The sequence below is a fragment of the Legionella sp. genome (assembly GCF_047605385.1).
Classification (GTDB): domain Bacteria; phylum Pseudomonadota; class Gammaproteobacteria; order Legionellales; family Legionellaceae; genus Legionella.
Genome location: NZ_JASGFU010000027.1, coordinates 14,122 through 35,879, shown reverse-complemented (window position 1 = coordinate 35,879; position 21,758 = coordinate 14,122). Strand labels below are relative to the sequence as shown.

Below are 21,758 nucleotides of genomic sequence, written 5' to 3'. Positions count from 1 at the left end.
ATGCAAATGCAAATGCAAATGCAAATGCAAATGCAAATGCAAATGCAAATGCAAAAAATGTAGCAAGTAAAATGCAAAATATGGACATAGGAAGAACAAACGATTTATCTTGGCTACAAGAAGGGCAAAATGCCATTGCAAAACGTGAGCAAAAAATCATAGAAGCGCAATTACAACTCCCGAACAATTTTCATGACCTACGTAAAAAAATTGAGCATTATATTATGAAAATTCAAAAAGGTTGTTTTGGCTTTTATCATTCTAGAGAGAAACATGCGCAAATTCTTAAACTGCAATGCATTCTTGAGCACTTTGAAGAAAATCACTTTGACGTAAACGGATTCAAGGCTGCATTAGACAATTATCGTACAAAAGACAGTAGTGCTGCACGTGGTAGAAAAGATAAAATCCAAGAACTTATTGATGAATTAGAACTTCTTAGCTCGCAGGCAAGATATTACTTGCTCACTGACGACAATGGAAAGATTGAAATAATGAGAGGCACGATTGCATATAGATGCAATTGATAAATCCCTTCTTAACGGATGCGCGGTTTTATTGCTGAAAACAGCAATAAAACCATATGACAATGCGTGGAAGGCATGTAATTACTTCGCTAAAGTCTCAAATAAAAACCAAATTCTTCGCTCAGTTTCATCGATGTAATTTTCCAAAATGCTGGTAGTTGCCACATCATTTCCATCGCTGCAAACCGTATGTGCTGCTCGCATACGGCTTAAAAAGCCTTTATTATCTTGCAAAAGATCGTTAAGCATGGCAGTTGGAGACAATGTTTCATTCACATCCTTAACTTTTTGTAATTCTTTAATCTGGCCTATAGAATGAATTGTTTTCTCACCTAATTTACGTACACGCTCTGCCAATACGTCGATCATATCAAAAATTTGCTCGCTTTGTTCATCTAATAAAAGGTGATAATCACGATAATGACTACCCGACATATGCCAATGAAAATTCTTGGTTTTCACGTATAATGCGAATGTATCAGCCACAAGAGGATTAATAACACGTGCTATAGCTCGACGGTCTTTAATATCCAGATCACTTGGAGTAGCTAATTGAATAGATTCTACTTTTTTCATTTTCACTCCTGTTCGTTAGATTTAGACTATGATTTCCATATATCGCTCGCAACATATTTGTTTTAGGTTAGGAGCTTTATAAATCCTTTAATAAAATATAGACCAATTAAAAAAAAAATGTTGAAAAATTATCCTAATCTGTACATCAATTCTAATAAAAAATGGTTATCCATCTAACTAATTGATTAATAATTAAAATATGAAAATAAAAAAATGAATTTCCAACCTTACACAGCAAAATCCAGATGCACGATATATAATTTAAACATCATATGCATTAAACTATTTTGCTTTATAAATAATTTAGAAATTGGTAGCTTAATTGGCACTGAATAGTAGGTAACCATGAGCAGAAAAAAGGAAATAGACTACCAAAAAGTTGCTAAAGCCGCTGAGCATATTAAAAAACAAGGTCGAGAACCGTCTCTTACAAATGTCTGTGAAGAGCTTGGCATTATTAACCTCACCCCCAATCTATCTTCTCTTCTTGAAAAGTGGTATCATACTCAACCCGAATTCCAACGTACCATTAATGTCCCACTTTCTGAGAATATTAGTATTAAAACCAAGGATATTCTGGAAAAAAATGTGGATCTGGAAAAATCTTTATCGTTATTAAGAGCCACACTTGAATCAACCAATGATGGCATTATGATGGTGAATGGCCATGGACAAGTCGTAGATTGGAATCAAAAATTCGTTGAAATGTGGCGAATTCCTACCCATATGTTGGAATCTGGTAAAGAAAGTATCGGTTTTGAATACATTCTCGAACAACTTGCTAATCCACAAGCGGTAGTCGCTGACGTGGAGTACCTGTATAACCATCCTGACTGGCAAGGTGAATTACCTGTTTTACATTTTAAAGATGGGCGAATTTTTGAGCGTTTTACCAAACCACAAAAAATCGGTAATGAAATTGTTGGCCGCGTCTATAGTTTTCGTGACATTACACAAAAATTACTGGATGAAGATGAACTACGCATACGTGAGCGTGCAATTGAAGCGAGTACACATGGTGTAGCAATTATTGACATTACTAAAGATAATTTACCTATTATTTATGTGAATAAAGCATTTGAACGAATTACTGGATACTCAGAACAACAAATTCTTGGACAAAATCTTGCATTTCTACATGGACGCAAGATGGAGCATGTCAATTACAAACGCATTAATTTAGCCATTAAAGAACGGCGTGAAGAAACCGTAGAACTTGAAAGCTATCAGCGCAGTGGTGAAAGTTTCTGGTGTGAGCTCAGTGTAGCACCAGTATGCGACTACTTTGACCACGTAAAACACTACGTCTGTATCATCAATGACATTACCCAACGTCGAGAAATGGAAGAACAACTTATTAAACAAGCAACGCATGATTCACTCACGGCTTTACCTAATCGAGTTTTATTAATTGATCGTGTAGATCAAGCCATTTTACAAACGAAAAAGAAAAACCTCATGTTGGCTTTTCTTTTCCTGGATCTAGACCGCTTTAAAATGATTAATGATACTTTAGGTCATAGTATAGGAGACAAACTATTACAAGTCGTTTCTAATCGCCTCCTCATTGCTACTAATGATTTTGATACCGTTTGTCGCTTGGGTGGTGATGAATTTGTTATCCTGTTGCAAGATATTGCCTCTGAACTTCAAGCACAAAAAGTTGCTAATGAAATACTACAGGCCATCGCCAAACCTCTTCAAATTGATCAACATAATTTAAAAATTACCGGTAGTATTGGCATCAGCTACTTTCCTAAAGACGGTGATGATTATGAATCACTGATGAAAAGTGCCGACTTATCAATGTACCATGCCAAAGACAATGGGTGTAATACCTATCGCAGTTATGATAAAGAGATGAATACTCGAATTATCAATCGCATGCAACTGGATAATGCTCTACGTGATTCATTACGCAAAAAAGAATTTCACCTGGTTTATCAACCACTAATTAATTTAACTCAAAATAAAGTCGTCGGTTTTGAGGCGCTATTACGATGGAATAGTCATCTTTTAGGCATTGTTCCACCTACCGAATTTATTAGTATGGCTGAAGAAAATGGTTTAATTTTTGAAATTGGCTTGTGGGTGTTGCAAGAAGCCTGCGACCAACTCAAGCGCTGGCATCAACAAGGCTATAAGCAATTGAGTATGGCAGTAAATATCTCTGGCCGGCAGTTACGACAATCTCATTTGCCAGGAATTATTAAACAAATTTTAGCTCAGACGGATTTATCACCCCACTTTCTAGAGTTAGAATTAACAGAAAGCTTACTAGTTGAGAATGTAAAACATGCTGTTGAGACGATGTATGAATTAAAAGACATGGGTACCAAATTGGTCATTGATGATTTTGGAACCGGTTATTCAAGTCTCTCTTATCTAAAACAATTTCCCGTTGATAAATTGAAAATCGATCGCTCATTTATCAACGAATTAGTTAACAAAGAAAATGATGCTGCGATTGCCCGTGCGATTATTAATTTGGGGCACAGTTTAAATCTCGAAGTTTTGGCTGAAGGCATTGAAACCGAATTACAACATGAATTTGTTATAAAACATGGATGTGATTATGCTCAAGGCTATTATTTTACCCCCCCGAAAAAAGCTAAAGAACTTACTGACTTTTTAATTCAATATAGTTAAAAAATAAATAAATTCATGGACTTAAATCAGTAATTTTGATCAGCATCATACTATTTCACAGCCTTTTATGAGTTAATCAACTGGGAATTTTCCTAACAGCCTAAAATAAAGCTCTCTGAAATGATTGGAGTAAGGAATAGCTTCATTTTCTTCAAGAATCACAACGTCTGCAGCAAGGATATCTTGATAAGAAGCTGGATCCTCTCTGCTAATAGGAATTTCAATTTTTTTACCTTGCCCAGAAATTTGATAATGATTTACTATTAAATAATAATAATGATCTAATTTGCTAAAGTAATTGGCTTTAGCAAACAAATCTCTAAAAAAGTTTGTGAAGCTACCCCCAACGATTGCTAGCTTTAAGGGTAATGGCTTCTTGTTTGCCTTAAAAATAACAGCCGGCACATTATAGTGTTTTGGTGAAAGAAGTAACTTGCAAAGTTGTAATAAATCTTTATCTACACCAATAGGCCTGGTATTTACAGTGTAAGAAAATGATAAAAGAGGTAAAGAGATCTGTGTTTGCTGAGAAATTAACTCAATGATTTTTTCGCCAGCCAAGGCAGCACCAAGCATAGTCCAATGAGTACCTCCTCGTGGAAAAAGCAAATTTCCATATGATTTTTGTTTATGAGCCAGCATTAATTTGCTGGTATCAATATAAGGGATATGTGTTTTTCTTAGAGCTTCTATTTTTAAAAAGTATTCAGGACGAGGATTCGTAACAATTTTTTTATAACTATCGGGTATATATTCTGGATAAAAAGTTGCTTTTGATGGGGTAATAAGATAAATAAATTTTTGCCCGCGTTTGGTAAAGAAGTCAGCTACCTCTTGCAACTCTACTGCCCATTTATCAAATTGCTTTTGTACATAAGGTATTTCATTGGGATTAGCATAGTGATCAATATAATCCTTTTCATAAAGATAACCTTTTTTGCCAATTACAATATTTGAACTATACATAAGAGATTTTGAAAAAAGAGTGTAATAAAATTGATTATTGAATTTTGTGAATATAGATTTCAGCGGATTATGATCATTAAACCAAGTTTCATATTCTTTTTGTAGATTGTTATTCATTAATTTTTCCAGGGTAAAGCCGGGAAACGCTTGTGTTGATTTGTTTGAGAAAAGAAACTCTCTTGCCAATTGTTTTATAACAAATAAATTAAGTGGGAGCACTAAGGTAATCATGACTAAAAAGAAAGGAATAAATTGCCGATAAGTTTTCAAAAATTCTTTAAAAGAAATGAGCCAATTATTCGATATTTCTTGTGTAAGTTCATTAGATGTGTATTCGATGCTCATAATTAAAACCTAAAATAAAGAAACGATTTGAAGGTTGCAGCAACTACTCTGGAAATTGCAAAAAAAGAAAGCGTGCTAATCACCCAGTGTTCAATTAGGCGATTATTTCTTACTAAATGCCATGATTTTATAGAATTCATGTGAGGAACAAAACTGATAATAATAGCGGCAATTATAGCGGCCCAAATATCATTAGTGATATAAATAAAACCACTTTCGCGTGAAGGATAAAAAAGCGCCATTAAAAAGTCTACTAATTGGGTTATGGAATTGGTACGAAAAATGGCCCATCCCAACATCACAAAAATTAACGTGAGCATGATATTGACATAGCGAGGTAAATAACTACTAATACGTAGCCAGCCGAGCTTATCCAAGATTAAAAATAAACCATTATAAGCGCCCCAAATGACAAAATTCCAGTTCGCTCCGTGCCATAATCCTGAAATTAGAAAACAAATCCATAAATTAGAATAGGTGCGAAACGTCCCATATCGATTGCCTCCCAATGGGTAGTAAAGGTATTCACGAATCCAGGTTGACAGAGAAATATGCCATCGTCGCCAAAAATCAGTAAAATTAGTAGCAAGATAAGGCATGTTGAAATTTTCGAGAAGATTAAATCCAAACATCCTGGCTAAACCAATAGCCATATCAGAATAGGCAGAAAAATCTAAATAAATTTGTAAACTAAAACAGATAAGACCAAGCCACGCATTATAAAATCCCAATTGCTCGGTAGGGAGAGAAAAAATCTTATCCGCTAATTCGGCCACAGTATCTGCAATCAATACTTTCTTGATAATACCTAAAAGAAAACGCTTAAAACCCTGGATAAAATTTTCCAAGCTTTGAGAATGATTTTTTAACTGGGTGGCAATATCATGGTATTTGACAATTGGACCAGCCAAGAGTTTTGGGAAAAAAAGATATAAAGAAGATAATTTTTTAATGAATTGGCTGGTGTAGCTATACCACGATATACATCTGCCAAATAAGTAATTTTTTCAAAAACGATAAATGAAATCCCTATAGGTAGCGCAACATTAAAAAAAGCCAAAGGCTGAAAATTTAAATAAGAAGAAAAGGCATTAGTAGAACTAATAAAGAAATCAAGATACTTATAATAAAATAGCATGAACACATTTAAAATTATTCCTATCTTTAAAAAAATAAGAGCTTGATATTTTTTTTTTGCGCGATAAATTTGTTGGCACAGAAAGTAATCACAACATGTAGATAATACAGCAATAAAAAAGAAGCGGGGTTCACCCCAAAAATAAAACAGAAAACTCGCTATCAATAAAACAGTGTTTTTAGCTTTTAACGGCACCATAAAAAATGAAAATAAAATAAGAGGCATAAAAATGAACAGGAAGAATGGACTTGAAAAAAGCATAAATAATCATGTTTTAAAAAATGAAATTCGATTTTAAATAATAATCTAATAGAGTGCAATCTTATAATTTAGAGGATATAAAACTTACAGAGAGTTTAATATTTGATCTGAAAACAAAAACAAGCTTTAGAAACATTACCTAAGAAATTTTTGCAAAATTTTAAAATAGGCATAATTTTTGCTAGGGGAAGAAATCGCGTTACACTAAATTTCATTAATCTAACTGTTTGAAAAAAATGAACAATTATTGAAACGCTGACAAAATCCTAACGGAGATGGGAATGAACGATGTAACCATAATTGGCGCTGGTTTATGTGGAACATTGCTTGCGCTCTATTTAGCAAAAAGAGGCTATACCCTAAATGTCTATGATGCCAGGCCTGACCTGCGCTACATACAAGCAGACATTGGACGTTCAATTAACCTGGCACTATCTTGCCGTGGATTAACGAGTCTTGCCGGTGTTGGAATTATGTCAGAAATCGAAGAATTGATAGTGCCCATGCGTGCTCGCGCCATTCATGACATACAGGGACAAATTAAATACCAATCCTTTGGGCGGCACCATGACGAATACATTAACGCTATTGAACGAAGTGAATTGAATAAGCTCTTATTAAAGGTTACAGAAAAATATCCGAAAGTAAGATTTCATTTTAACACCAAATTATCAGGCTTGGATGTTGACAAGAAAATCTTGTTTTTCGAAACTGCTAACGGTGATTTGATCAGTAAAAATTATCAGTGCTTAATTGGCGCTGATGGAGCTTCTTCTTGTGTACGTGACGTGTTACAAGCGAAAAAAATTATCCGCGCTACTCGTAATTTTTTGACTTATGGTTATAAAGAATTATTAATTGGTGGTCCTGGACAAAATCATCTAATCCATGAACACCTCCACTTATGGCCACGAGATGCATTCTTGCTCTTGGGTAATCCCAATCGTGATCGCTCAATTACAGGCTCACTCTTTTTACCTCATGAAGGAAAAAACAGTTTTACCGAACTAGAGAGCGAAGCAAAAGTTCATGAATTTTTTAAAGAATCATTTTCAGATGTTTATAAAACCATGCCTGATTTAATTACTGAGTTTAGTCATCACCCCACTGGAAATATGAGCACTATCAAATGCGATCCTTGGTATTATCAGGATCATTGCATGCTCATTGGTGATGCAGCTCATGGGATAGTTCCTTTCTTTGGCCAAGGAATGAATAGCGCTTTTGAAGATTGCTATGTTTTAAACGAGTTATTGGATAAATATTACGATGATTGGGCACAAGTTATACCTGCTTTTTATCAGACTCGGAAAATGAATACTGATGCGGTTGCACAAATGTCTATGGATAATTTTTATGAAATCCAAACCAATATTTGCAATCCTCATTTTAATTTAAAAAAACAATTAGAACAGGTGTTAATGCAACGCTATCCCAACCATTATGTATCAAAACATGTATTGGTCATGTTTACCAACACACCTTATGCCAAAGCGCAAGTATATGGTGATATTCAGGCAGAATTTTTAGAAATGGTTTGTGAAAATGCAGAAAGTATCGACGACATTGATTGGATAAAAGTCGAAAAATTTCTTAATTTCTATGACAAAAAATTGGCGAAATTAAATTAACCACAGTAAAACAAATTGGATGTAGGACTGTCCAAAATTATGATATGGAGATTATTATGCAAGTAATACAAGATTATATTAATACCAAACAACAAGAATTTAGAAATCATCCGTTTTTCACAATTTTGGAACAATTAGACAGTTTAGAAGAAATCAGTTATTTCGTTCCCGAGCTTACTTTTTGGGCAATGACCTTCCAAGATATTTTAAGAATTAATGAAGAACGTGTTACTGATCCTTATTTAAAAAAAATAGCACGTCATCATCGCCTTGAAGATGCTGGACACGATAAATGGTTTTTACATGATAAAAAATACATGGGTACGATTAGTGTGGATAAATCGTGTGACAATAATGATGTTAGTTGGTTATACAGTAAAGAAACGCAATTAACCCGTGATGCTGCTTATGCATTGGTTGCTGAAGTATATAAATCAAACAATGAACATATTAATATTGCCTTACTGCTAACACTTGAATCTTCAGGCCATGTATTCTTTGAAAAGGTCGCCAGACAAGTACAAAAAACTGGTGAAGATAAGAACCTGAAATATTTCTCTAACGCTCATCTAGAGGTAGAAAAGGCACATGCCATGTTTGAGAAAGAAATGGAGCGTGTTTTATTCGCGCGACAAATCCCACAAAATGTCAAACGAGACGCCTTAAAAATGATCGATCACTGCTACGAAGCATTCAATAAAATGTTTGATGGTTTGATTATTGCTTGTAATCGTAGACTTGAATTGGCAAAACAAAGGAATGAACAAAATGCTGCCATTAGAAATGCAATGGAATCTGCAGAAAATAGCTCAGTGTAAACAAAAATTAGGGCGAGCAATGCTTAATGATGAGCATTCGCTTGCTCTTTATTACCATGATTTTGGTAAATTGGCGCAGTCACGCCCGGCAGCAATTTGCGAACCAACAAGCAAAGAGCAATTACAAGAATTAATAAGCTATGCTTACAAACAACGACTTCCGATTACCATTCGTGGCAATGGCATGAGCCAAAGTGGACAATCGCTTGCTGCTCAAGGCGGCCTTGTATTGAGTATGAAACATTTCAATCGCATAGAAGAACCTAATCAAGATTCGATTTGGATTGAAGCTAATGCGAGTTGGGCTGGTCTATTAGCACGTAGCTTAAAATATTCATTAGTGCCCTATGTTGTACCTTACAATTGTGATTTATCAATCGGTGGTGTACTGTCTGTAGGTGGAATTGGCGCCTCATCCTTTCAATATGGTAGTGCTACCATGCATGTTCGGTCTTTAGAAGTAATCCAAGCTAATGGAGAATTAGTACAGGTTGATGCTCAATCTCCTTTAATGCAAGCTTGCCTTGGCGGACAAGGTCGTTTTGGATTAATTACTAGAGCAGAAATTACCCTAAGGCCTTGCAAACCCCTGGTACGCACTTTCTTTTTGATGTATGAAGATAAAGAAACATGGCTACATGATTTACATCAATGTCAAAATCAAGCTAATTTTATTGAGTCTTTTTGTACCTCGGCCATGCAAGGTACGAGACTAACGGAGAAAGGCCGAACACCTTTTGCACAATGGTTTTATGCCTTACATATGTCCATAGAGTATGAGCAACATCCCCCTGAATTGAGTGACTTAGGATTATCACCATGGAAATTGACCCATGTACAAGAAGAATCCATTCATTCGTATTTACAGCGTAATGAATCACGTTTTAATGCGATGAAAACAACTGGGCAATGGGAGCAAGCTCATCCATGGTATGAATGTTTTATCCCTGGCTCACAAATACAACATTTAGAAGAGCTATTAATTAACTTACCGTTGTATTATGCCCCAGTGGTGCATATTGTGGCGATAGCAAATCATGATTTGCCAAAAGGATTTTTAATGCTTCCGGAAGATGAGGAAATTTTTGCAATGATGATCCTTAATCCTGGGTTGCCAAAGGCTTTGGTTCCAGGCAGCCTTGAAACCATAAAAAAATTAGATATGCAATTGTTATCTGCTGGTGGCAAACGTTATTTATCTGGGTTTTTAGGCGAATCCTTGGATACAAATTACTGGAAGCAACATTTTGGAGCACGTTATTTTGATTGGCATCAATTAAAAGAAACCTACGATCCCCATGCTATTTTTCGCTCCATGCTCCATCTGCAGTAAGAGGAAAATAAAAATGATTGCTTTAAGTTGACACCATTACGTGAAATGCTTACAAATAAAAGATTAAAAATTAATCAATACGATATAGGTGAACATATGAGTTGAGACATAGTTGATCAAATTATCTTTTATGATGTGGACCTTCTCGATCTAGATTTTCCTCGGATGGTGATTTATCTTTTGGAACTGCTTTATGCTGTTTCCACATTGTTTGTATTTTGCTTGCCGCGCTATGCAACTTAGCCTCTCTTTTTTGGATTAATTCACGGCCATGTGACAACCATGATGCGTCACATACTCCAATTTGTGAAATTTAGTCTGTAATGCCTCAACACTAGAGCCAAGAGGTAAAGATTGATGAGAATGAAAATTATCAAAGAGCTTATTTCCATCAAATGACATCGCTTTAAATAAATGTGGTTCTTTTTTACTAAAGATATGAGCTAATACTGATGGTCCACTAAATAAGGTAACAGATTCCTTTAACATTCTATTTCTTGGCCCACTTATAGGTAATTGACTTAAACGATGGCAAGCATAAAGATCACCTATATATTTGATTTTATTATATATTTTATCTAATAGAACCCCCGTCTCAGGTTGAATTAGACGAACAGGAATACTCATATCAGGATACTGACCAAATAGTACACTAAATATTCCGAGTTCCTTAAAACTAACGAGGGTGGAGGTAGGCGCAGAATTACTCTTTGAAATTTGTTCCAAGGCTTTTACAGCACCATGATTATAGATTTCAAGTATTTTTTCCTGAATAACACGCAATTGCTCTTTTGCTTCCGGATCAATACTTCTATTTTTCATGGTGATACCAATAATATCATTATTAATTAGTGGGATTTCTTCAAAAATAATCCCCCCATATGATATGAGTGGAAACTCACTATTATTTATGATTTAATTGCAATCAATTGATATTAGAAAGTTATATATGTTGAGAATATTTTTATGAATAAAATGTTAGCAATGTTATTGATATTGGTATCAGTTCCGTCATTTGCTAAAGAGTTACAATCTTTCAGCGATATTTATAATAGCGTGAGTAGCGGTAAAAATATTAAGTTAGTGATCAATTTCGACGCTTGCGACCCTAAACCACCTGTTGGTAACATTCTTGTTTATACTAAACCCACAGCAGTAATGTTACGCCAAAATTACTTGCAGTTCTCAAATTCACCAATTACTACCAACAATCCAGCTTACCCTGAAAAGCCCATCTTGGAAAATGTTACTTATAGACTTACAAATGATGATAAGCTTCATGTTGTTGTAAAATTAATTACTCTTCCAGATTATATTGTTGCTAGTCAATCAAGTTCAGTGTGCTTATTAAATACGGCGATAAAGGTTTATAATTAAGACCATCGGCACCACTAGGTATTACAGTATAATGCCACATTCAGTGGATCATTTGTCGCCAACTCCTGGATGGCGAGCTATTACAGAATACCTCGCCTTGCAAACTGGATAGATGTCTTAAATAGGTTTAAACTCCATTAAAGTAAACAAACTTTTAGTTTCATAGCTTTGTTTTAAAGCAAAACCTGCAAGTTCAATAGATTTTTGCCATTCACTTAAAGTACGCTGCCTTCCACCTAACAAGACCATCATCACAATATCCATAGTTTTATTAGGATGGGGTTTTATATCATCTGGCATTACTTGCTCAGCAATAAATAAAGTTGCCTCTTTATCCATTTGCTTCGCACAATTTTTTAAGATTTGCTGCATCATTTGATCATTAAAATCATGTAAAACCCCTTTGAAAATATAAGCATTTGCTTTTGGGATGGCCGCGAAAAAATCACCAGCATGCAGAGTAATTTGTTTAGAGAAATTAGTTGAATCCAATTGTTCAATGACCGCTGGAGAATCAAAAAGAATAGCCTGCACATTCGGATAACACTTAGTAATTGCTTGAGCAAGGCCTCCACGACCACCCCCCATATCGACTAAGGTAGAACATTTGGAAAAATCATATGCTCTACTGATGGCATCTACATCATAAGAAGAAAGCTTTGCCATGCCCCGATCAAAATTTTGTTGTTTAGCAGTATTTTTACTGAGGAAGCTAAAAAAATCATCGCCATGTTGTTCATTAAACGCAGGAACACCACTTTGCAAACTGGTATCCAGTTGGGAAAAAGCTTGCCACCAACTGTCATCAACCATGCATAAAACATCACGCATTGAATAAGGATCATCGTCGCGAAGTGCTTGGGATAATTCGGTTAATGAATAGGCGCCCTCATGATAATGAAATAGTTCATAGGCGCTGAGAAATTTTAATATTCTGTCTAATGCTTGAGGCTGGGTACCTGTTGCTTTAGCTAATTCATCTACTGTTATAGGCTCAAAGGACATATGATTCGCAATTCCTAAACGCGCAACAGCGTGTAATGCACGTGAAACAACATACCAACGAGACATCACTGCTAATTGAATGTGAGGCCTTTCCATTTGTTGTTGCATTATCCTTTCCTTAATAAAATCAATAAAAACTGTATTATTGGATAATGCTCCTAAAAAGTTAATAGTTCTTTGGATTTTTTATTTATTTTTCATTGACTTTTCAAAAACTGATTTACATAGTTCATTAACAATTTATGTGCAAAATTAGAGCAAGCAACAACCATCAAATCGACAATGCCAAGCAACATCTTAGATCCCCATTGTTTGGCACTCACTTTCCATCCGAGCCAAACACAAGGAATAAGCAAACCACTAACAATAAACAAGGAATAATGGACCGCTCCTTGAGCAAAATAGTGTTTATATGCCATCACCTGAGCTTGTTGTTGGCGTATCTTTTTGTCGGTTGCCGCAATTTGAGCTTGCAATTGTTTTCGTAAACTCATCGCCCTTACCCACCTGTTCAGAAAAATAAGATCTTGTTTTTGCAAAACTCATATTTTTTACCTGGACCGCCAGAAATTTAGCTAAGGCCAAAAGCACCACTAAATTCAACAAAAACAATAAAAAAAGAGTTAATAAATAATTATTGGAAATAAAATAAATCCCATAACCAATCAATAAAGAAATCAGTAACCAAAACGTCATTAGTACAATTAAAATCATGCACATACTTAATAGCATGGGAAAAACGCTTAAACTGGCTAAACGAGCCTCCAGGCGCATTAAAGTGAGCACAGACTTAAATAACGATAATTTTGCTGCTATAAGTCCTTCCACTTGCTTTAAGGCTTCCATTACTTTCTCAAAATTTTTGCTAATAAAAAGCCTACTGCACCTGCTATTAATACTGAAGTAAGTGGATTCTCTTGTACTTTTCTTAAAAGCTGATCAGAGCATTCCTTAATACTTTCCTCGGTTTGATGAGCTTTTTTCAGACCTTCATTGATTAAGTCTTCAGCAGTATTCGTGATATGAGCCTTAGGCTTAGATTTTACAGTATCCATATTATTTGTCCTTATCAAAAGTTTATAACTTAAATATAGTTAGTATATGTTGGAAATCAAATAGCAATCATCATACTCATTGGTTGTTTATTTGGGCTTAAAATTCGCATCAGGAGCATCTTCATCAGGGGACATGGTCTGTGTAGGCGTAAAAAGACTGTAGGATATCAAGCCTGGAGTAGCACAAGAGTATTCCTCGGCAGCAAGATATAACGCATCTAGACAGTCTGCCAAGCCACAATTATTTTGCAAAAATAGTGCATTTTCGCGATGTTTAACAAAATCATAAGGTAAAAAACGATATTTTTCATCATTGAAAGAGTTTGAAGAGTTTTTTAAGACATAGCACAAACAAGCTAAAAACTCATGCTTATCAAGCTCTAAACTCATATAACGCGTGCATAATGACTCAATAAAAGCACAAAGCTCAGTGATACAAAGCAAAGATCGCATTGGGGCAGCGATGTCCTCTTCAGCAATGACCACTTTATCAATAAAATCATCTTTTTTAGCAAACAAGGCTTTTAAATGTTCATTAATGCCACCAGATTGAGCCAATTCATCGCTACGTGCAATTTTTTTAGCAAAGCATTCTTGATAAAATGCTTCATCCTTATTATCACGACAGTAAATTTCAAAATAGCGATGAGCACTAAAACGTTGACGGGCATAATCTTTAGGAGATAAAGCACATTGTTTAGCAAAAATAGAAATAATATGTTGAGCAATATAGGTAGAAGTTTGCTTACCCCCATGACCATCATAAATCCCCACTAAAAAAGGTTCATCAGTGACCAGCGTTTGTACCACGACTGAAATATTATCTCTAGAGCCAGCATTAAATGCTTTTTGAGCAAGAAGCTTTGCTAAATCAGCTTCAGACAAATTGGCCACATTGTGAATAGCCTGTAAGCTTTCACGAAGCCACTGTTCATGAGCGTCTTTACTCTCACTCGCTAAAGGTTCAGTAAAACCATCGCAAGTAATAATAATTTGCAATTTACCTTGTGTATTTAGAGTCAGTTCGGCAATTGTGTTGATATTAATCTCAGCATCATCACAAACTCCAAATTGACGATACTCAGAATCCCCCATAGCACGGGACAAAGCTAAAGAACCATAAGTACTTATCAACCTGCCACCAACAACCATCGCCGCGATTTTTGCCAATCGCTCGGATTCATAATCTGGATGATGAATCGTTTTATTTAAACGGGCAACAAAAGCAATCTGCCCTTTTTGATCATAAATTACAGCAAACGCTACTGAATCACCTAAGTTAGCTGTAATAAAATTACCCTTGCCATCATAAACAGTAGTCGAAGCAGTAGCTCCAGCGAGATATGATTGGCAGCATTGTTGATTCATCACCTTATAACTAGTCCATAAGCATTTGCCAATTTCCTGTGGACTTAACTGCATAAATGCTGATTTTACAAACCAATGCGCCACGGCAGCATCTTCTTGTGATGGGCGCAAACCCATCATTTCAAAAATGCCAAAATGATGTTCCACATTGGCTTCGTGAACAGTAGCCTTATCTTGAGGAATGGAAACAAACTCATCGGATTTGTTCATGGCTTAAATCCAAAGGTACCTTAATATATTAATCATAGCCTATCAAACACTACTCATGCTTTTTAATGGCTAAACTTGCGAATAAACACTGTTCAAATGACTGTTCATGTTCTATACTATCAGGCGGTAGGAAAAAGCGACCGCAAATGATTTAGCTAGATTATTGTTCGATGAAAAAAGTGAAAATACTAAGCCGAAACTTAGCAGATGCTTTAAATATTAAAAAAACCATGTCTATTTCCGTATTAGCTTTGGCAATCAGTTAGTTGCCCAAGCAACACAAGATCCTGATCGGATACAAAAACAAAAAAACTTAGCTTTGGAAATATTAATTTTAGGAGTGGCGAAATAATGAAGTACGCTCGCACAACTACCTTAACCAAAAAACGGGTAGTTATTACTGGAATTGGCGCAGTAACCCCTATTGGCGTCTCGCTTGCAGAAATTGAGAATTCCTTAAAAAACTCAATTCCAGGAATCAAAAAAATTACCCAGTTTGATACTGAGAAATTACCAGTACAATTTGCTGGAGAAGCTTCTGACTTTCATCCAGAGGAATTTCTTGATCCCAAAGAAATCCGACGTAACGATCGATTCATTCAAATGTGTCTGGCCGCAACCTCCATGGCAATTCAAAATGCTGACATTGCACCAGAACTGATGCAAAAAGCCGGGGTCGCTGTAGGTGTAGGAATTGGTGGACTTTATACTATTGAACACACTGCCTTGGATCTAGAGCAAGCAAGTGCTAAAAAAGTCAGTCCATTTTTTATTCCTTCAGTACTTACAAACCTGGCCAGCGGACAAATCTGCGTGCGTTACGGCATCAAAGGCCCTAATTTTGCCATCTCTTCTGCGTGTGCCAGCGGCGCTCAAGCCATAGGGCATGCTTATCGTGAAATTCAAATGGGACGTAATGAGCTCTGGATTGTAGGCGGAGCCGAAGCACCAATTACGCCATTAAGTATCGCTGGGTTCTCCTCCGCGCGTGCTTTATCTCGAAAAAATGAAACACCCGTTGCCGCATCTCGTCCGTTTGATCAAGATCGTGATGGATTTGTTTTGGGAGAAGGAGCAGCAATGTTTGTGATGGAATCGCTAGAAAGTGCGATACAGCGCAAAGCAAAAATTTACGCAGAAATTATTGGTTATGGCATTGCTTCTGATGGTTATCATATTACTGAACCTGATCCCAATGGCGAAGGTGCATTTTTGGCTATGGAAGAAGCCATTCATGATGCAGAAATTGATGCCAAACAAATAAATTATATCAACGCCCATGCAACCAGTACCCCTGTTGGTGATAAAGTAGAAAATGTGGCGATGGAGCGAATTTTTGGTGATCACATCACATCTATTTATGTTTCAAGTACCAAGAGCCTAACCGGCCATGCCTGTGGCGCTGCAGGTGCTATTGAAGCGGCTTTTTGTACGCTAATGCTAGAAAAAGGCTTTCTGCCACCTACCTTTAATTTAGAGCATATTGCTCCTGAGTTTCGTTTTAAAAGACCAGGACAAACTGAGGTACATTTCCAACCTGAAATTATTATGAATAATAGTTTTGGCTTCGGTGGCATTAATACCTCGATGATCTTGCAACGTTGGAAAGATCAATAACTTATCCTTATCTTTTCTTCTATAATGAGATTACAATGCGGCCGTCAAGAAAGCCGCATTCCATAAGATAAAACTGTTCACGAGATATGTACATTTCGTCATTGAAAGCCCCTGGCGGAGCCAAAACGATGCTTCGTTAAAAATCTGTACTGCTTCACTTCGTTCGCAATGACGACAATTTATTTAATGTATCTCCCCAGCACGTCATCCTGAAAACGGCGTAGCCGTTTGAAGGATCTTCCGAATGAGGCACAGTCCTTTATTATTCAACATAAGGATTGATATAGGTCACACCATTCAGGATTAAAAGCATGAACCAAGGCATCTTTTCTTTTTCGAGTCCATCCTTTGAGTTGTTTTTCGCGCAAAATGGCATCAACGATATGTGCACAGGCCTCATAATAAACTAAACGGTCAACATTATATTTTTGGGTAGAGCCTTTAACCAGCTTGGCCTTATGCTCATAAACACGTCGTATCAAATCACAGGTGACGCCTGTGTACAAGACGTGCTGGGGAGATACATTAAATAAATTGTCGTCATTGCGAACGAAGTGAAGCAGTACAGATTTTTAACGAAGCATCGTTTTGGCTCCGCCAAGGGCTCTCAATGACGAAATGTACATACCTCGTGAATGGTCAATGGTGTCAACTTAATTATTGCTTCAATAAACTATTATATTTCTCAGGTGAGTTCGTAGAGAAATTCATCTCTTTTTGTGCAAATAAAGTAAATTCATTGAACTTACCATAGCCTGTTGAAGATACAGCTTGAATTCTCTTATACTTATGAGCGATTGTTTTTAATGCCCCCATTTTTTCACTAGGCGCACTAGTTTTTTGCAAAACCTGCATCACAAGTTTTAATTTCTTACTGCTTTTACTATAAGTAGTCAAGATCTTAAAACCATCTAGAACTTGTTTTAATTTTGCATTTTCTTTGCATAAAAGCTCATTAAGTTCTTTTAGCGATGGATAAGGTTTATCTTGCTCCTCAAAATCAGCTACACGATTTTCTAAAACTAATCGTCTGGCTAATTGATAATGCGATTTTGGTGTTTGCCATAAAGCGTCTAACCGCTTATAAATTCGGCTACGAGCACGTGTTAATTCTTTCGCAAAAGAATTACTAAAAGGATTGCTATCGTTTAATAAATGTAAGGGCATCACACTATTATGATTTTGTAGATATTCCAGCTTAGCATAATGCGCATCTAATTGATAAAAATTCTGCGCTAAAATATCCCAGTTAGCACGAAAAACTTTGTATTGCTCCTGTCGTGCTTTGACTAAAGTAAAAAATTTATTGACTACTTCAAGTGGCGGACGACTCTTAGGATTAGGATTTTGCATTGCCATTAATAAAATTTTAATGTCGCCTAATAAGAATGGATCCTCTCGGGAAACATTATAATTCTGAAATAAATTAATTAAACGATAAGGGGCATTGGCAACATCTCTCAGATGAGTAAATTGTAATTTATCATCAAAAACATCTTTAGCCCCTAAAAGAACAGCTAAAACACCAACTAAAGAATAGATATCAGAAGCATAACTACTTCCAAATCCTGCCATTACTTCGGGAGCGATATAGTTAATAGTTCCAGAAATTACATTCTCACGCATATCGGCTTCTTTGGCAAAACCAAAATCGATAAAAATAATGCGAACTATCTCTTTCCCAGAAGCATCAGAAATTGATTTATAGCAAATATTCTCCAGTTTAAGATCGCGATGCACAATATTATTTTGCTGTAAGAGTAACATTTCATTCAGTATACGACAGATAATTTCTAAACAATGGGACAAAATATTTGGATGATTCAGAAAATTAAACGGCAATAATCGACACAAATCAATGCCGCAATTTTCAAGCACTGTAATCACTTCCCTTCCTGTATCTACCACTGCGCTTACATCAACCCAATGCTTTTGCTGATATAAAGCTTCCTGTTGCGCACATTTTAATAATTTTTCATGAGTAGTTTTGAGATTAGCCCTTTGTATTTTAACCACATCATTTGCCAGAACCACTTCAGCAACAAGGGATTCTTGCTTATCTCTCTTAAGTATGATTTTAAAATGGGATTCATATACTGTCGCAAAATGACCATTGCTAATTGCTTTGCCAATAATATGCCATTGCGAATGCCCTGACTTCACTAATGGAAGGTTTAATATCAATTGATCATGATTCTCCTTGGGAGTAAGGTAATTAGATTTGTTTTCGTACAAAAATGTCGCAATATTTGAGGGTAACAATAGAGGAGCATTCTTAACGTGCAACATTGCATTTAAATCTATATAAGTGCGCATAATTAATTTCAACATCCATAATTAAAATACATCTTACGTGAACTTCTAATTCAGGTTAATATAGTTAATTAAAATAAAAAAGCAGTTCATACAAAATTATGTCCAAACTGAAGAACCCCAAAAAAAGTATTTCTTGTGTCATTCCTGTTTATAATGAAGAAACAGTGATTGCAGACTTTGTTGCTGCCTTAGATGACACCTTAAAGAAATTACCTTATGCCTATGAAATTTTCTTGATCGATGATGGCAGCCAAGACAATACATCGATGATTATTAATGACTTAAGAACGCACTATAAATTGCGCTATCTACGCTTTAGCCGAAATTTTGGTAAAGAGCGTGCATTAAGTGCAGGACTTGATTATGCGAAAGGTGATGCCGTAATTTTAATGGACAGTGACTTTCAACATCCTTTGGAGCTCTTAAGTGAGTTTATTAATAAATGGGAAAAAGGCTATGACATGGTCTATGCTGTACGGCAAAACCGTTATGATGAATCATGGCTAAGACGTACCTGCGCCAAGACTTTCTATCAATTTACTTCGCGCATCAACCGCATCAATATTCCCGCCAATGCAGGTGATTTTCGTTTGTTGGATCGCAAAATTGTTAATGCCTTACAAAAATTACCTGAACGTAATCGTTTTATGAAAGGTTTGTACAGCTGGGTAGGTTTTAAACAAGTAGCCATTCCCTTTGAAGTACAGCCACGTAAGGCCGGTACTTCACAGTGGAATTTCTATTCACTGCTTGATTTAGCGATTACTGGCATTACTTCGTTTACCGCCTTCCCACTGAGATTAATCGCTTTAGGTGGCATTAGCGTAGCAACTTTAGCTATAATATATGCAACTTGGATTGTTTTTAGTACTTTGGTTTTTGGCATCAAAACGCCTGGTTGGGCAACTATTGTCACAGCCATTACTTTTTTTGGTGGTTTACAGCTATTTGCATTAGGTGTAGTAGGAGAATATATAGGGCGTGTATTTGATGAGGTAAAACATAGACCTCATTATATTATTGATGAGGAATCCAGCTTTGACGACAACCCCGCTTAAATTGAAACATCGATTGATTTATTATGCAGCAATTGGATGTACTGCAGCATTGGTACACTTGGGAATTGTATATTTACTTGTAACTTATGCATATTTTCACGCATTATTTGCTAATATTTTTGCATTTCTCACTGCATTTAATGTCAGCTTTTTTGGACATAAATATCTGACCTTCTCCCAATTGCATGACCAAAAAATATTGCGATTACCGTATTTCTTTATGGTGGCACTTTCTGCAGGAACAATTAATGAAACGTTGTATTTTATAGTGCTGCGTTTCACTCACCTAAACTATATGTTAGCATTGCTGCTGGTGTTAGCTTTAGTATCTATCTACAGTTTTATTCTCTCAAGATACTGGGCTTGCCGGTAACTTGCCATTTAACACGTCCACCGGTTGACGAATCATTAAACGATCACCAATCATGCTTTTTAACAAAGGTAATACCGCTGCAACTTTTTTCTCTGAATCGATAAATTGCACCACCAAAGGCAATCGACTGTTAACATCAACAAGCGTAGTAGTTTCTACTGGCTGATGATAAGTAAACCCAGCAACAGCACGTAAAACCGTTCCCCCGATAATACCATGCTCATCCAACAGATTCATGAGCTCCAAATCCAAAGGACGGTGCTGCCATTTATCTGCTTCATTAATATAAATAGTGATTTTGACTAATTTCATATTAGAGCGCCCTTGCTAATATGATCCCTGCAACTACTGCAAGTATGGAAAAAAGATTATTACAGATAAAATTCATTGCAGCAAGACCGTAGTCACTGCGCTCTAAAAACACATAAGTTTCATAACTAAAACTTGAAAAAGTTGTATATGCTCCACAAAAACCAACTGCAACAAAGGAACGCCAACGGGGATCAACTTCCACTCTCTCCAAAGTCCAAGCCAAAAAAAAGCCTAAAATAAAACTTCCCGTTAAATTGACAATTAAGGTTCCCAAAGGGATATCTGGCGATAAATAACGCAGTGAAAAACGGTTGACGAAATAGCGTAAATTAGCTCCCAAAATAGCACCAAGAGAAATAAAAAAAACGTCGCGCAAGACATCCCTTCCTTGTTTCACATTAGAGTTAGGTTTGATAATACAGAAAAAATTAGGGTATGTCCTCATTTGACACACATTCAAAAACTCTAATACCTCTTTACAATTGGAGTAAACAGTTACAAAATAGTTTGAATATGGAAAAGAATACTCTTTAAATCACAGACGGTAAGCTTAAAGTTATTAACTTACTACTGTTCATAGGGAATGAACATGAATAAAAAATATTTAACACGCTTAGTACTTAGCGCTGCTGGATTAATATTAATGAGCGCCGTGCAAGCGGGCATTCCCCTGTAGACATTTACCCCCGTTGCAGGATATCCTCCCTCGATTACAGTAAATTCAATGGGAACAGTATCCATCAAATATGTAGTTCAGGAACACCACCTGTTGCAGGGACAGTAACCATTACTGCGGATGGTGGTCTTTCCAGTCAAGTAAATA

General features: G+C 36.1%; 23 protein-coding genes. 9 read left to right on the top strand and 14 right to left on the bottom strand.

The annotated features are described in order from the left end of the window. On the top strand, positions 1 to 527 hold a 527-nt coding region (locus tag QM652_RS08040), incomplete at its 5' end, for a hypothetical protein (protein WP_415074607.1). An 81-nt stretch (positions 528 to 608) separates the two neighbouring features. On the opposite strand, the gene QM652_RS08035 is transcribed toward QM652_RS08040, so the two are convergent. Beyond that, a complete protein-coding gene (locus tag QM652_RS08035) occupies positions 609 to 1,103 on the bottom strand; it encodes a Dps family protein (RefSeq protein WP_415074605.1) in 495 nt (164 codons plus the stop codon). 345 nt (positions 1,104 to 1,448) lie between these two features. On the opposite strand from QM652_RS08035, the gene QM652_RS08030 reads away from it, so the two are divergent. Further along, positions 1,449 to 3,752, top strand: a complete 2,304-nt coding sequence (locus QM652_RS08030) for an EAL domain-containing protein (RefSeq protein ID WP_415074603.1) — start codon at positions 1,449 to 1,451, stop codon at positions 3,750 to 3,752. Positions 3,753 to 3,824: 72 nt separating this feature from the next. Here the strand turns inward: QM652_RS08030 and QM652_RS08025 are convergent, their stop codons facing one another. Genes QM652_RS08025 through QM652_RS08015 form a run of 3 tightly spaced genes read right to left on the bottom strand, consistent with a single transcriptional unit; the run spans position 3,825 to position 6,201 of the window. Beyond that, positions 3,825 to 5,063 (bottom strand): alginate O-acetyltransferase AlgX-related protein, encoded by a 1,239-nt coding sequence (locus tag QM652_RS08025; RefSeq protein WP_415074601.1) that lies wholly within the window; start codon positions 5,061 to 5,063, stop codon positions 3,825 to 3,827. Positions 5,064 to 5,065: 2 nt separating this feature from the next. Continuing rightward, on the bottom strand, positions 5,066 to 5,974 hold the full coding sequence (locus QM652_RS08020; RefSeq protein ID WP_415074599.1) for an MBOAT family O-acyltransferase: 909 nt from the start codon (positions 5,972 to 5,974) through the stop codon (positions 5,066 to 5,068). After that, positions 5,929 to 6,201 carry a hypothetical protein gene (locus QM652_RS08015; protein WP_415074613.1) on the bottom strand — a complete coding sequence of 91 codons (273 nt, stop codon included), beginning with the start codon at positions 6,199 to 6,201 and terminating at the stop codon, positions 5,929 to 5,931. The genes QM652_RS08020 and QM652_RS08015 overlap by 46 nt, the downstream gene beginning before the upstream one ends. Before the next feature lie 542 nt (positions 6,202 to 6,743). Here QM652_RS08015 and QM652_RS08010 point away from each other — a divergent pair. The 3 genes from QM652_RS08010 to QM652_RS08000 are packed head-to-tail and all read left to right on the top strand — an operon-like array spanning position 6,744 to position 10,244. Next, complete coding sequence (locus QM652_RS08010) at positions 6,744 to 8,093, top strand: FAD-dependent oxidoreductase (RefSeq protein ID WP_415074597.1); 1,350 nt, start codon at positions 6,744 to 6,746, stop codon at positions 8,091 to 8,093. 56 nt (positions 8,094 to 8,149) lie between these two features. Further along, positions 8,150 to 8,911 carry a hypothetical protein gene (locus tag QM652_RS08005; protein WP_415074595.1) on the top strand — a complete coding sequence of 254 codons (762 nt, stop codon included), beginning with the start codon at positions 8,150 to 8,152 and terminating at the stop codon, positions 8,909 to 8,911. Continuing rightward, positions 8,862 to 10,244, top strand: a complete 1,383-nt coding sequence (locus QM652_RS08000; RefSeq protein ID WP_415074593.1) for an FAD-binding protein — start codon at positions 8,862 to 8,864, stop codon at positions 10,242 to 10,244. Before QM652_RS08005 ends, QM652_RS08000 begins: the two co-directional genes overlap by 50 nt. Before the next feature lie 258 nt (positions 10,245 to 10,502). Here the strand turns inward: QM652_RS08000 and QM652_RS07995 are convergent, their stop codons facing one another. Continuing rightward, a complete protein-coding gene (locus tag QM652_RS07995; RefSeq protein WP_415074591.1) occupies positions 10,503 to 11,066 on the bottom strand; it encodes a hypothetical protein in 564 nt (187 codons plus the stop codon). A gap of 144 nt (positions 11,067 to 11,210) precedes the next feature. Here QM652_RS07995 and QM652_RS07990 point away from each other — a divergent pair, with 144 nt between their 5' ends. Continuing rightward, positions 11,211 to 11,621, top strand: coding sequence for a VirK family protein (locus tag QM652_RS07990; protein WP_415074589.1), 411 nt, complete (start codon positions 11,211 to 11,213; stop codon positions 11,619 to 11,621). Between the two features lie 117 nt (positions 11,622 to 11,738). On the opposite strand, the gene QM652_RS07985 is transcribed toward QM652_RS07990, so the two are convergent. From QM652_RS07985 to QM652_RS07965, 5 genes are all read right to left on the bottom strand, one after another. After that, complete coding sequence (locus QM652_RS07985; RefSeq protein WP_415074587.1) at positions 11,739 to 12,734, bottom strand: methyltransferase; 996 nt, start codon at positions 12,732 to 12,734, stop codon at positions 11,739 to 11,741. 89 nt (positions 12,735 to 12,823) lie between these two features. Then, on the bottom strand, positions 12,824 to 13,045 hold the full coding sequence (locus QM652_RS07980) for a hypothetical protein (protein WP_415074585.1): 222 nt from the start codon (positions 13,043 to 13,045) through the stop codon (positions 12,824 to 12,826). Beyond that, positions 13,035 to 13,472 carry a hypothetical protein gene (locus QM652_RS07975; RefSeq protein ID WP_415074583.1) on the bottom strand — a complete coding sequence of 146 codons (438 nt, stop codon included), beginning with the start codon at positions 13,470 to 13,472 and terminating at the stop codon, positions 13,035 to 13,037. Before QM652_RS07975 ends, QM652_RS07980 begins: the two co-directional genes overlap by 11 nt. After that, on the bottom strand, positions 13,472 to 13,681 hold the full coding sequence (locus QM652_RS07970) for a hypothetical protein (RefSeq protein ID WP_415074581.1): 210 nt from the start codon (positions 13,679 to 13,681) through the stop codon (positions 13,472 to 13,474). Before QM652_RS07970 ends, QM652_RS07975 begins: the two co-directional genes overlap by 1 nt. Before the next feature lie 87 nt (positions 13,682 to 13,768). Next, positions 13,769 to 15,259, bottom strand: coding sequence for a PP2C family serine/threonine-protein phosphatase (locus QM652_RS07965; RefSeq protein WP_415074579.1), 1,491 nt, complete (start codon positions 15,257 to 15,259; stop codon positions 13,769 to 13,771). 351 nt (positions 15,260 to 15,610) lie between these two features. Between QM652_RS07965 and fabF the strand changes: the two genes are divergently transcribed. Then, positions 15,611 to 16,876, top strand: coding sequence for a beta-ketoacyl-ACP synthase II (gene fabF, locus QM652_RS07960; protein ID WP_415074577.1), 1,266 nt, complete (start codon positions 15,611 to 15,613; stop codon positions 16,874 to 16,876). A 266-nt stretch (positions 16,877 to 17,142) separates the two neighbouring features. Here fabF and QM652_RS07955 read toward each other — a convergent pair whose 3' ends face one another. Both QM652_RS07955 and QM652_RS07950 read right to left on the bottom strand, forming a co-directional pair. Next, complete coding sequence (locus QM652_RS07955) at positions 17,143 to 17,382, bottom strand: GIY-YIG nuclease family protein (protein ID WP_415074575.1); 240 nt, start codon at positions 17,380 to 17,382, stop codon at positions 17,143 to 17,145. 151 nt (positions 17,383 to 17,533) lie between these two features. Further along, positions 17,534 to 19,192, bottom strand: coding sequence for a protein kinase domain-containing protein (locus QM652_RS07950; RefSeq protein WP_415074573.1), 1,659 nt, complete (start codon positions 19,190 to 19,192; stop codon positions 17,534 to 17,536). 98 nt (positions 19,193 to 19,290) lie between these two features. Here QM652_RS07950 and QM652_RS07945 point away from each other — a divergent pair, with 98 nt between their 5' ends. Together QM652_RS07945 and QM652_RS07940 are read left to right on the top strand one after the other, a co-directional pair. Further along, positions 19,291 to 20,250: a glycosyltransferase family 2 protein gene (locus tag QM652_RS07945; RefSeq protein WP_415074571.1), complete on the top strand. Its 960-nt coding sequence runs from the start codon at positions 19,291 to 19,293 to the stop codon at positions 20,248 to 20,250. Continuing rightward, positions 20,216 to 20,623, top strand: a complete 408-nt coding sequence (locus QM652_RS07940; RefSeq protein WP_415074569.1) for a GtrA family protein — start codon at positions 20,216 to 20,218, stop codon at positions 20,621 to 20,623. Before QM652_RS07945 ends, QM652_RS07940 begins: the two co-directional genes overlap by 35 nt. On the opposite strand, the gene QM652_RS07935 is transcribed toward QM652_RS07940, so the two are convergent. Together QM652_RS07935 and crcB are read right to left on the bottom strand one after the other, a co-directional pair. Continuing rightward, entirely contained in the window at positions 20,600 to 20,935 is a 336-nt protein-coding gene (locus QM652_RS07935; protein WP_415074568.1) for a DUF190 domain-containing protein, read from the bottom strand. The two genes, QM652_RS07940 and QM652_RS07935, sit on opposite strands and share 24 nt — an antisense overlap. Before the next feature lies 1 nt (position 20,936). Then, complete coding sequence (gene crcB / locus QM652_RS07930; RefSeq protein WP_415074566.1) at positions 20,937 to 21,311, bottom strand: fluoride efflux transporter CrcB; 375 nt, start codon at positions 21,309 to 21,311, stop codon at positions 20,937 to 20,939. Positions 21,312 to 21,758: the final 447 nt, after the last annotated feature.

Excerpts from the sequence above, each read along its gene's own strand:
- QM652_RS08035 (WP_415074605.1), bottom strand. The coding sequence starts at position 1,103 with ATGAAAAAAGTAGAATCTATTCAATTAGCTACTCCAAGTGATCTGGAT.
- QM652_RS08030 (WP_415074603.1), top strand. The coding sequence starts at position 1,449 with ATGAGCAGAAAAAAGGAAATAGACTACCAAAAAGTTGCTAAAGCCGCT.
- QM652_RS08025 (WP_415074601.1), bottom strand. The coding sequence starts at position 5,063 with ATGAGCATCGAATACACATCTAATGAACTTACACAAGAAATATCGAAT.
- QM652_RS08015 (WP_415074613.1), bottom strand. The coding sequence starts at position 6,201 with ATGCTATTTTATTATAAGTATCTTGATTTCTTTATTAGTTCTACTAAT.
- QM652_RS08010 (WP_415074597.1), top strand. The coding sequence starts at position 6,744 with ATGAACGATGTAACCATAATTGGCGCTGGTTTATGTGGAACATTGCTT.
- QM652_RS08005 (WP_415074595.1), top strand. The coding sequence starts at position 8,150 with ATGCAAGTAATACAAGATTATATTAATACCAAACAACAAGAATTTAGA.
- QM652_RS08000 (WP_415074593.1), top strand. The coding sequence starts at position 8,862 with ATGCTGCCATTAGAAATGCAATGGAATCTGCAGAAAATAGCTCAGTGT.
- QM652_RS07995 (WP_415074591.1), bottom strand. The coding sequence starts at position 11,066 with ATGAAAAATAGAAGTATTGATCCGGAAGCAAAAGAGCAATTGCGTGTT.
- QM652_RS07990 (WP_415074589.1), top strand. The coding sequence starts at position 11,211 with ATGAATAAAATGTTAGCAATGTTATTGATATTGGTATCAGTTCCGTCA.
- QM652_RS07985 (WP_415074587.1), bottom strand. The coding sequence starts at position 12,734 with ATGCAACAACAAATGGAAAGGCCTCACATTCAATTAGCAGTGATGTCT.
- QM652_RS07980 (WP_415074585.1), bottom strand. The coding sequence starts at position 13,045 with ATGGCATATAAACACTATTTTGCTCAAGGAGCGGTCCATTATTCCTTG.
- QM652_RS07975 (WP_415074583.1), bottom strand. The coding sequence starts at position 13,472 with ATGGAAGCCTTAAAGCAAGTGGAAGGACTTATAGCAGCAAAATTATCG.
- QM652_RS07970 (WP_415074581.1), bottom strand. The coding sequence starts at position 13,681 with ATGGATACTGTAAAATCTAAGCCTAAGGCTCATATCACGAATACTGCT.
- QM652_RS07965 (WP_415074579.1), bottom strand. The coding sequence starts at position 15,259 with ATGAACAAATCCGATGAGTTTGTTTCCATTCCTCAAGATAAGGCTACT.
- fabF (WP_415074577.1), top strand. The coding sequence starts at position 15,611 with ATGAAGTACGCTCGCACAACTACCTTAACCAAAAAACGGGTAGTTATT.
- QM652_RS07950 (WP_415074573.1), bottom strand. The coding sequence starts at position 19,192 with ATGCGCACTTATATAGATTTAAATGCAATGTTGCACGTTAAGAATGCT.
- QM652_RS07945 (WP_415074571.1), top strand. The coding sequence starts at position 19,291 with ATGTCCAAACTGAAGAACCCCAAAAAAAGTATTTCTTGTGTCATTCCT.
- QM652_RS07940 (WP_415074569.1), top strand. The coding sequence starts at position 20,216 with ATGAGGAATCCAGCTTTGACGACAACCCCGCTTAAATTGAAACATCGA.
- QM652_RS07935 (WP_415074568.1), bottom strand. The coding sequence starts at position 20,935 with ATGAAATTAGTCAAAATCACTATTTATATTAATGAAGCAGATAAATGG.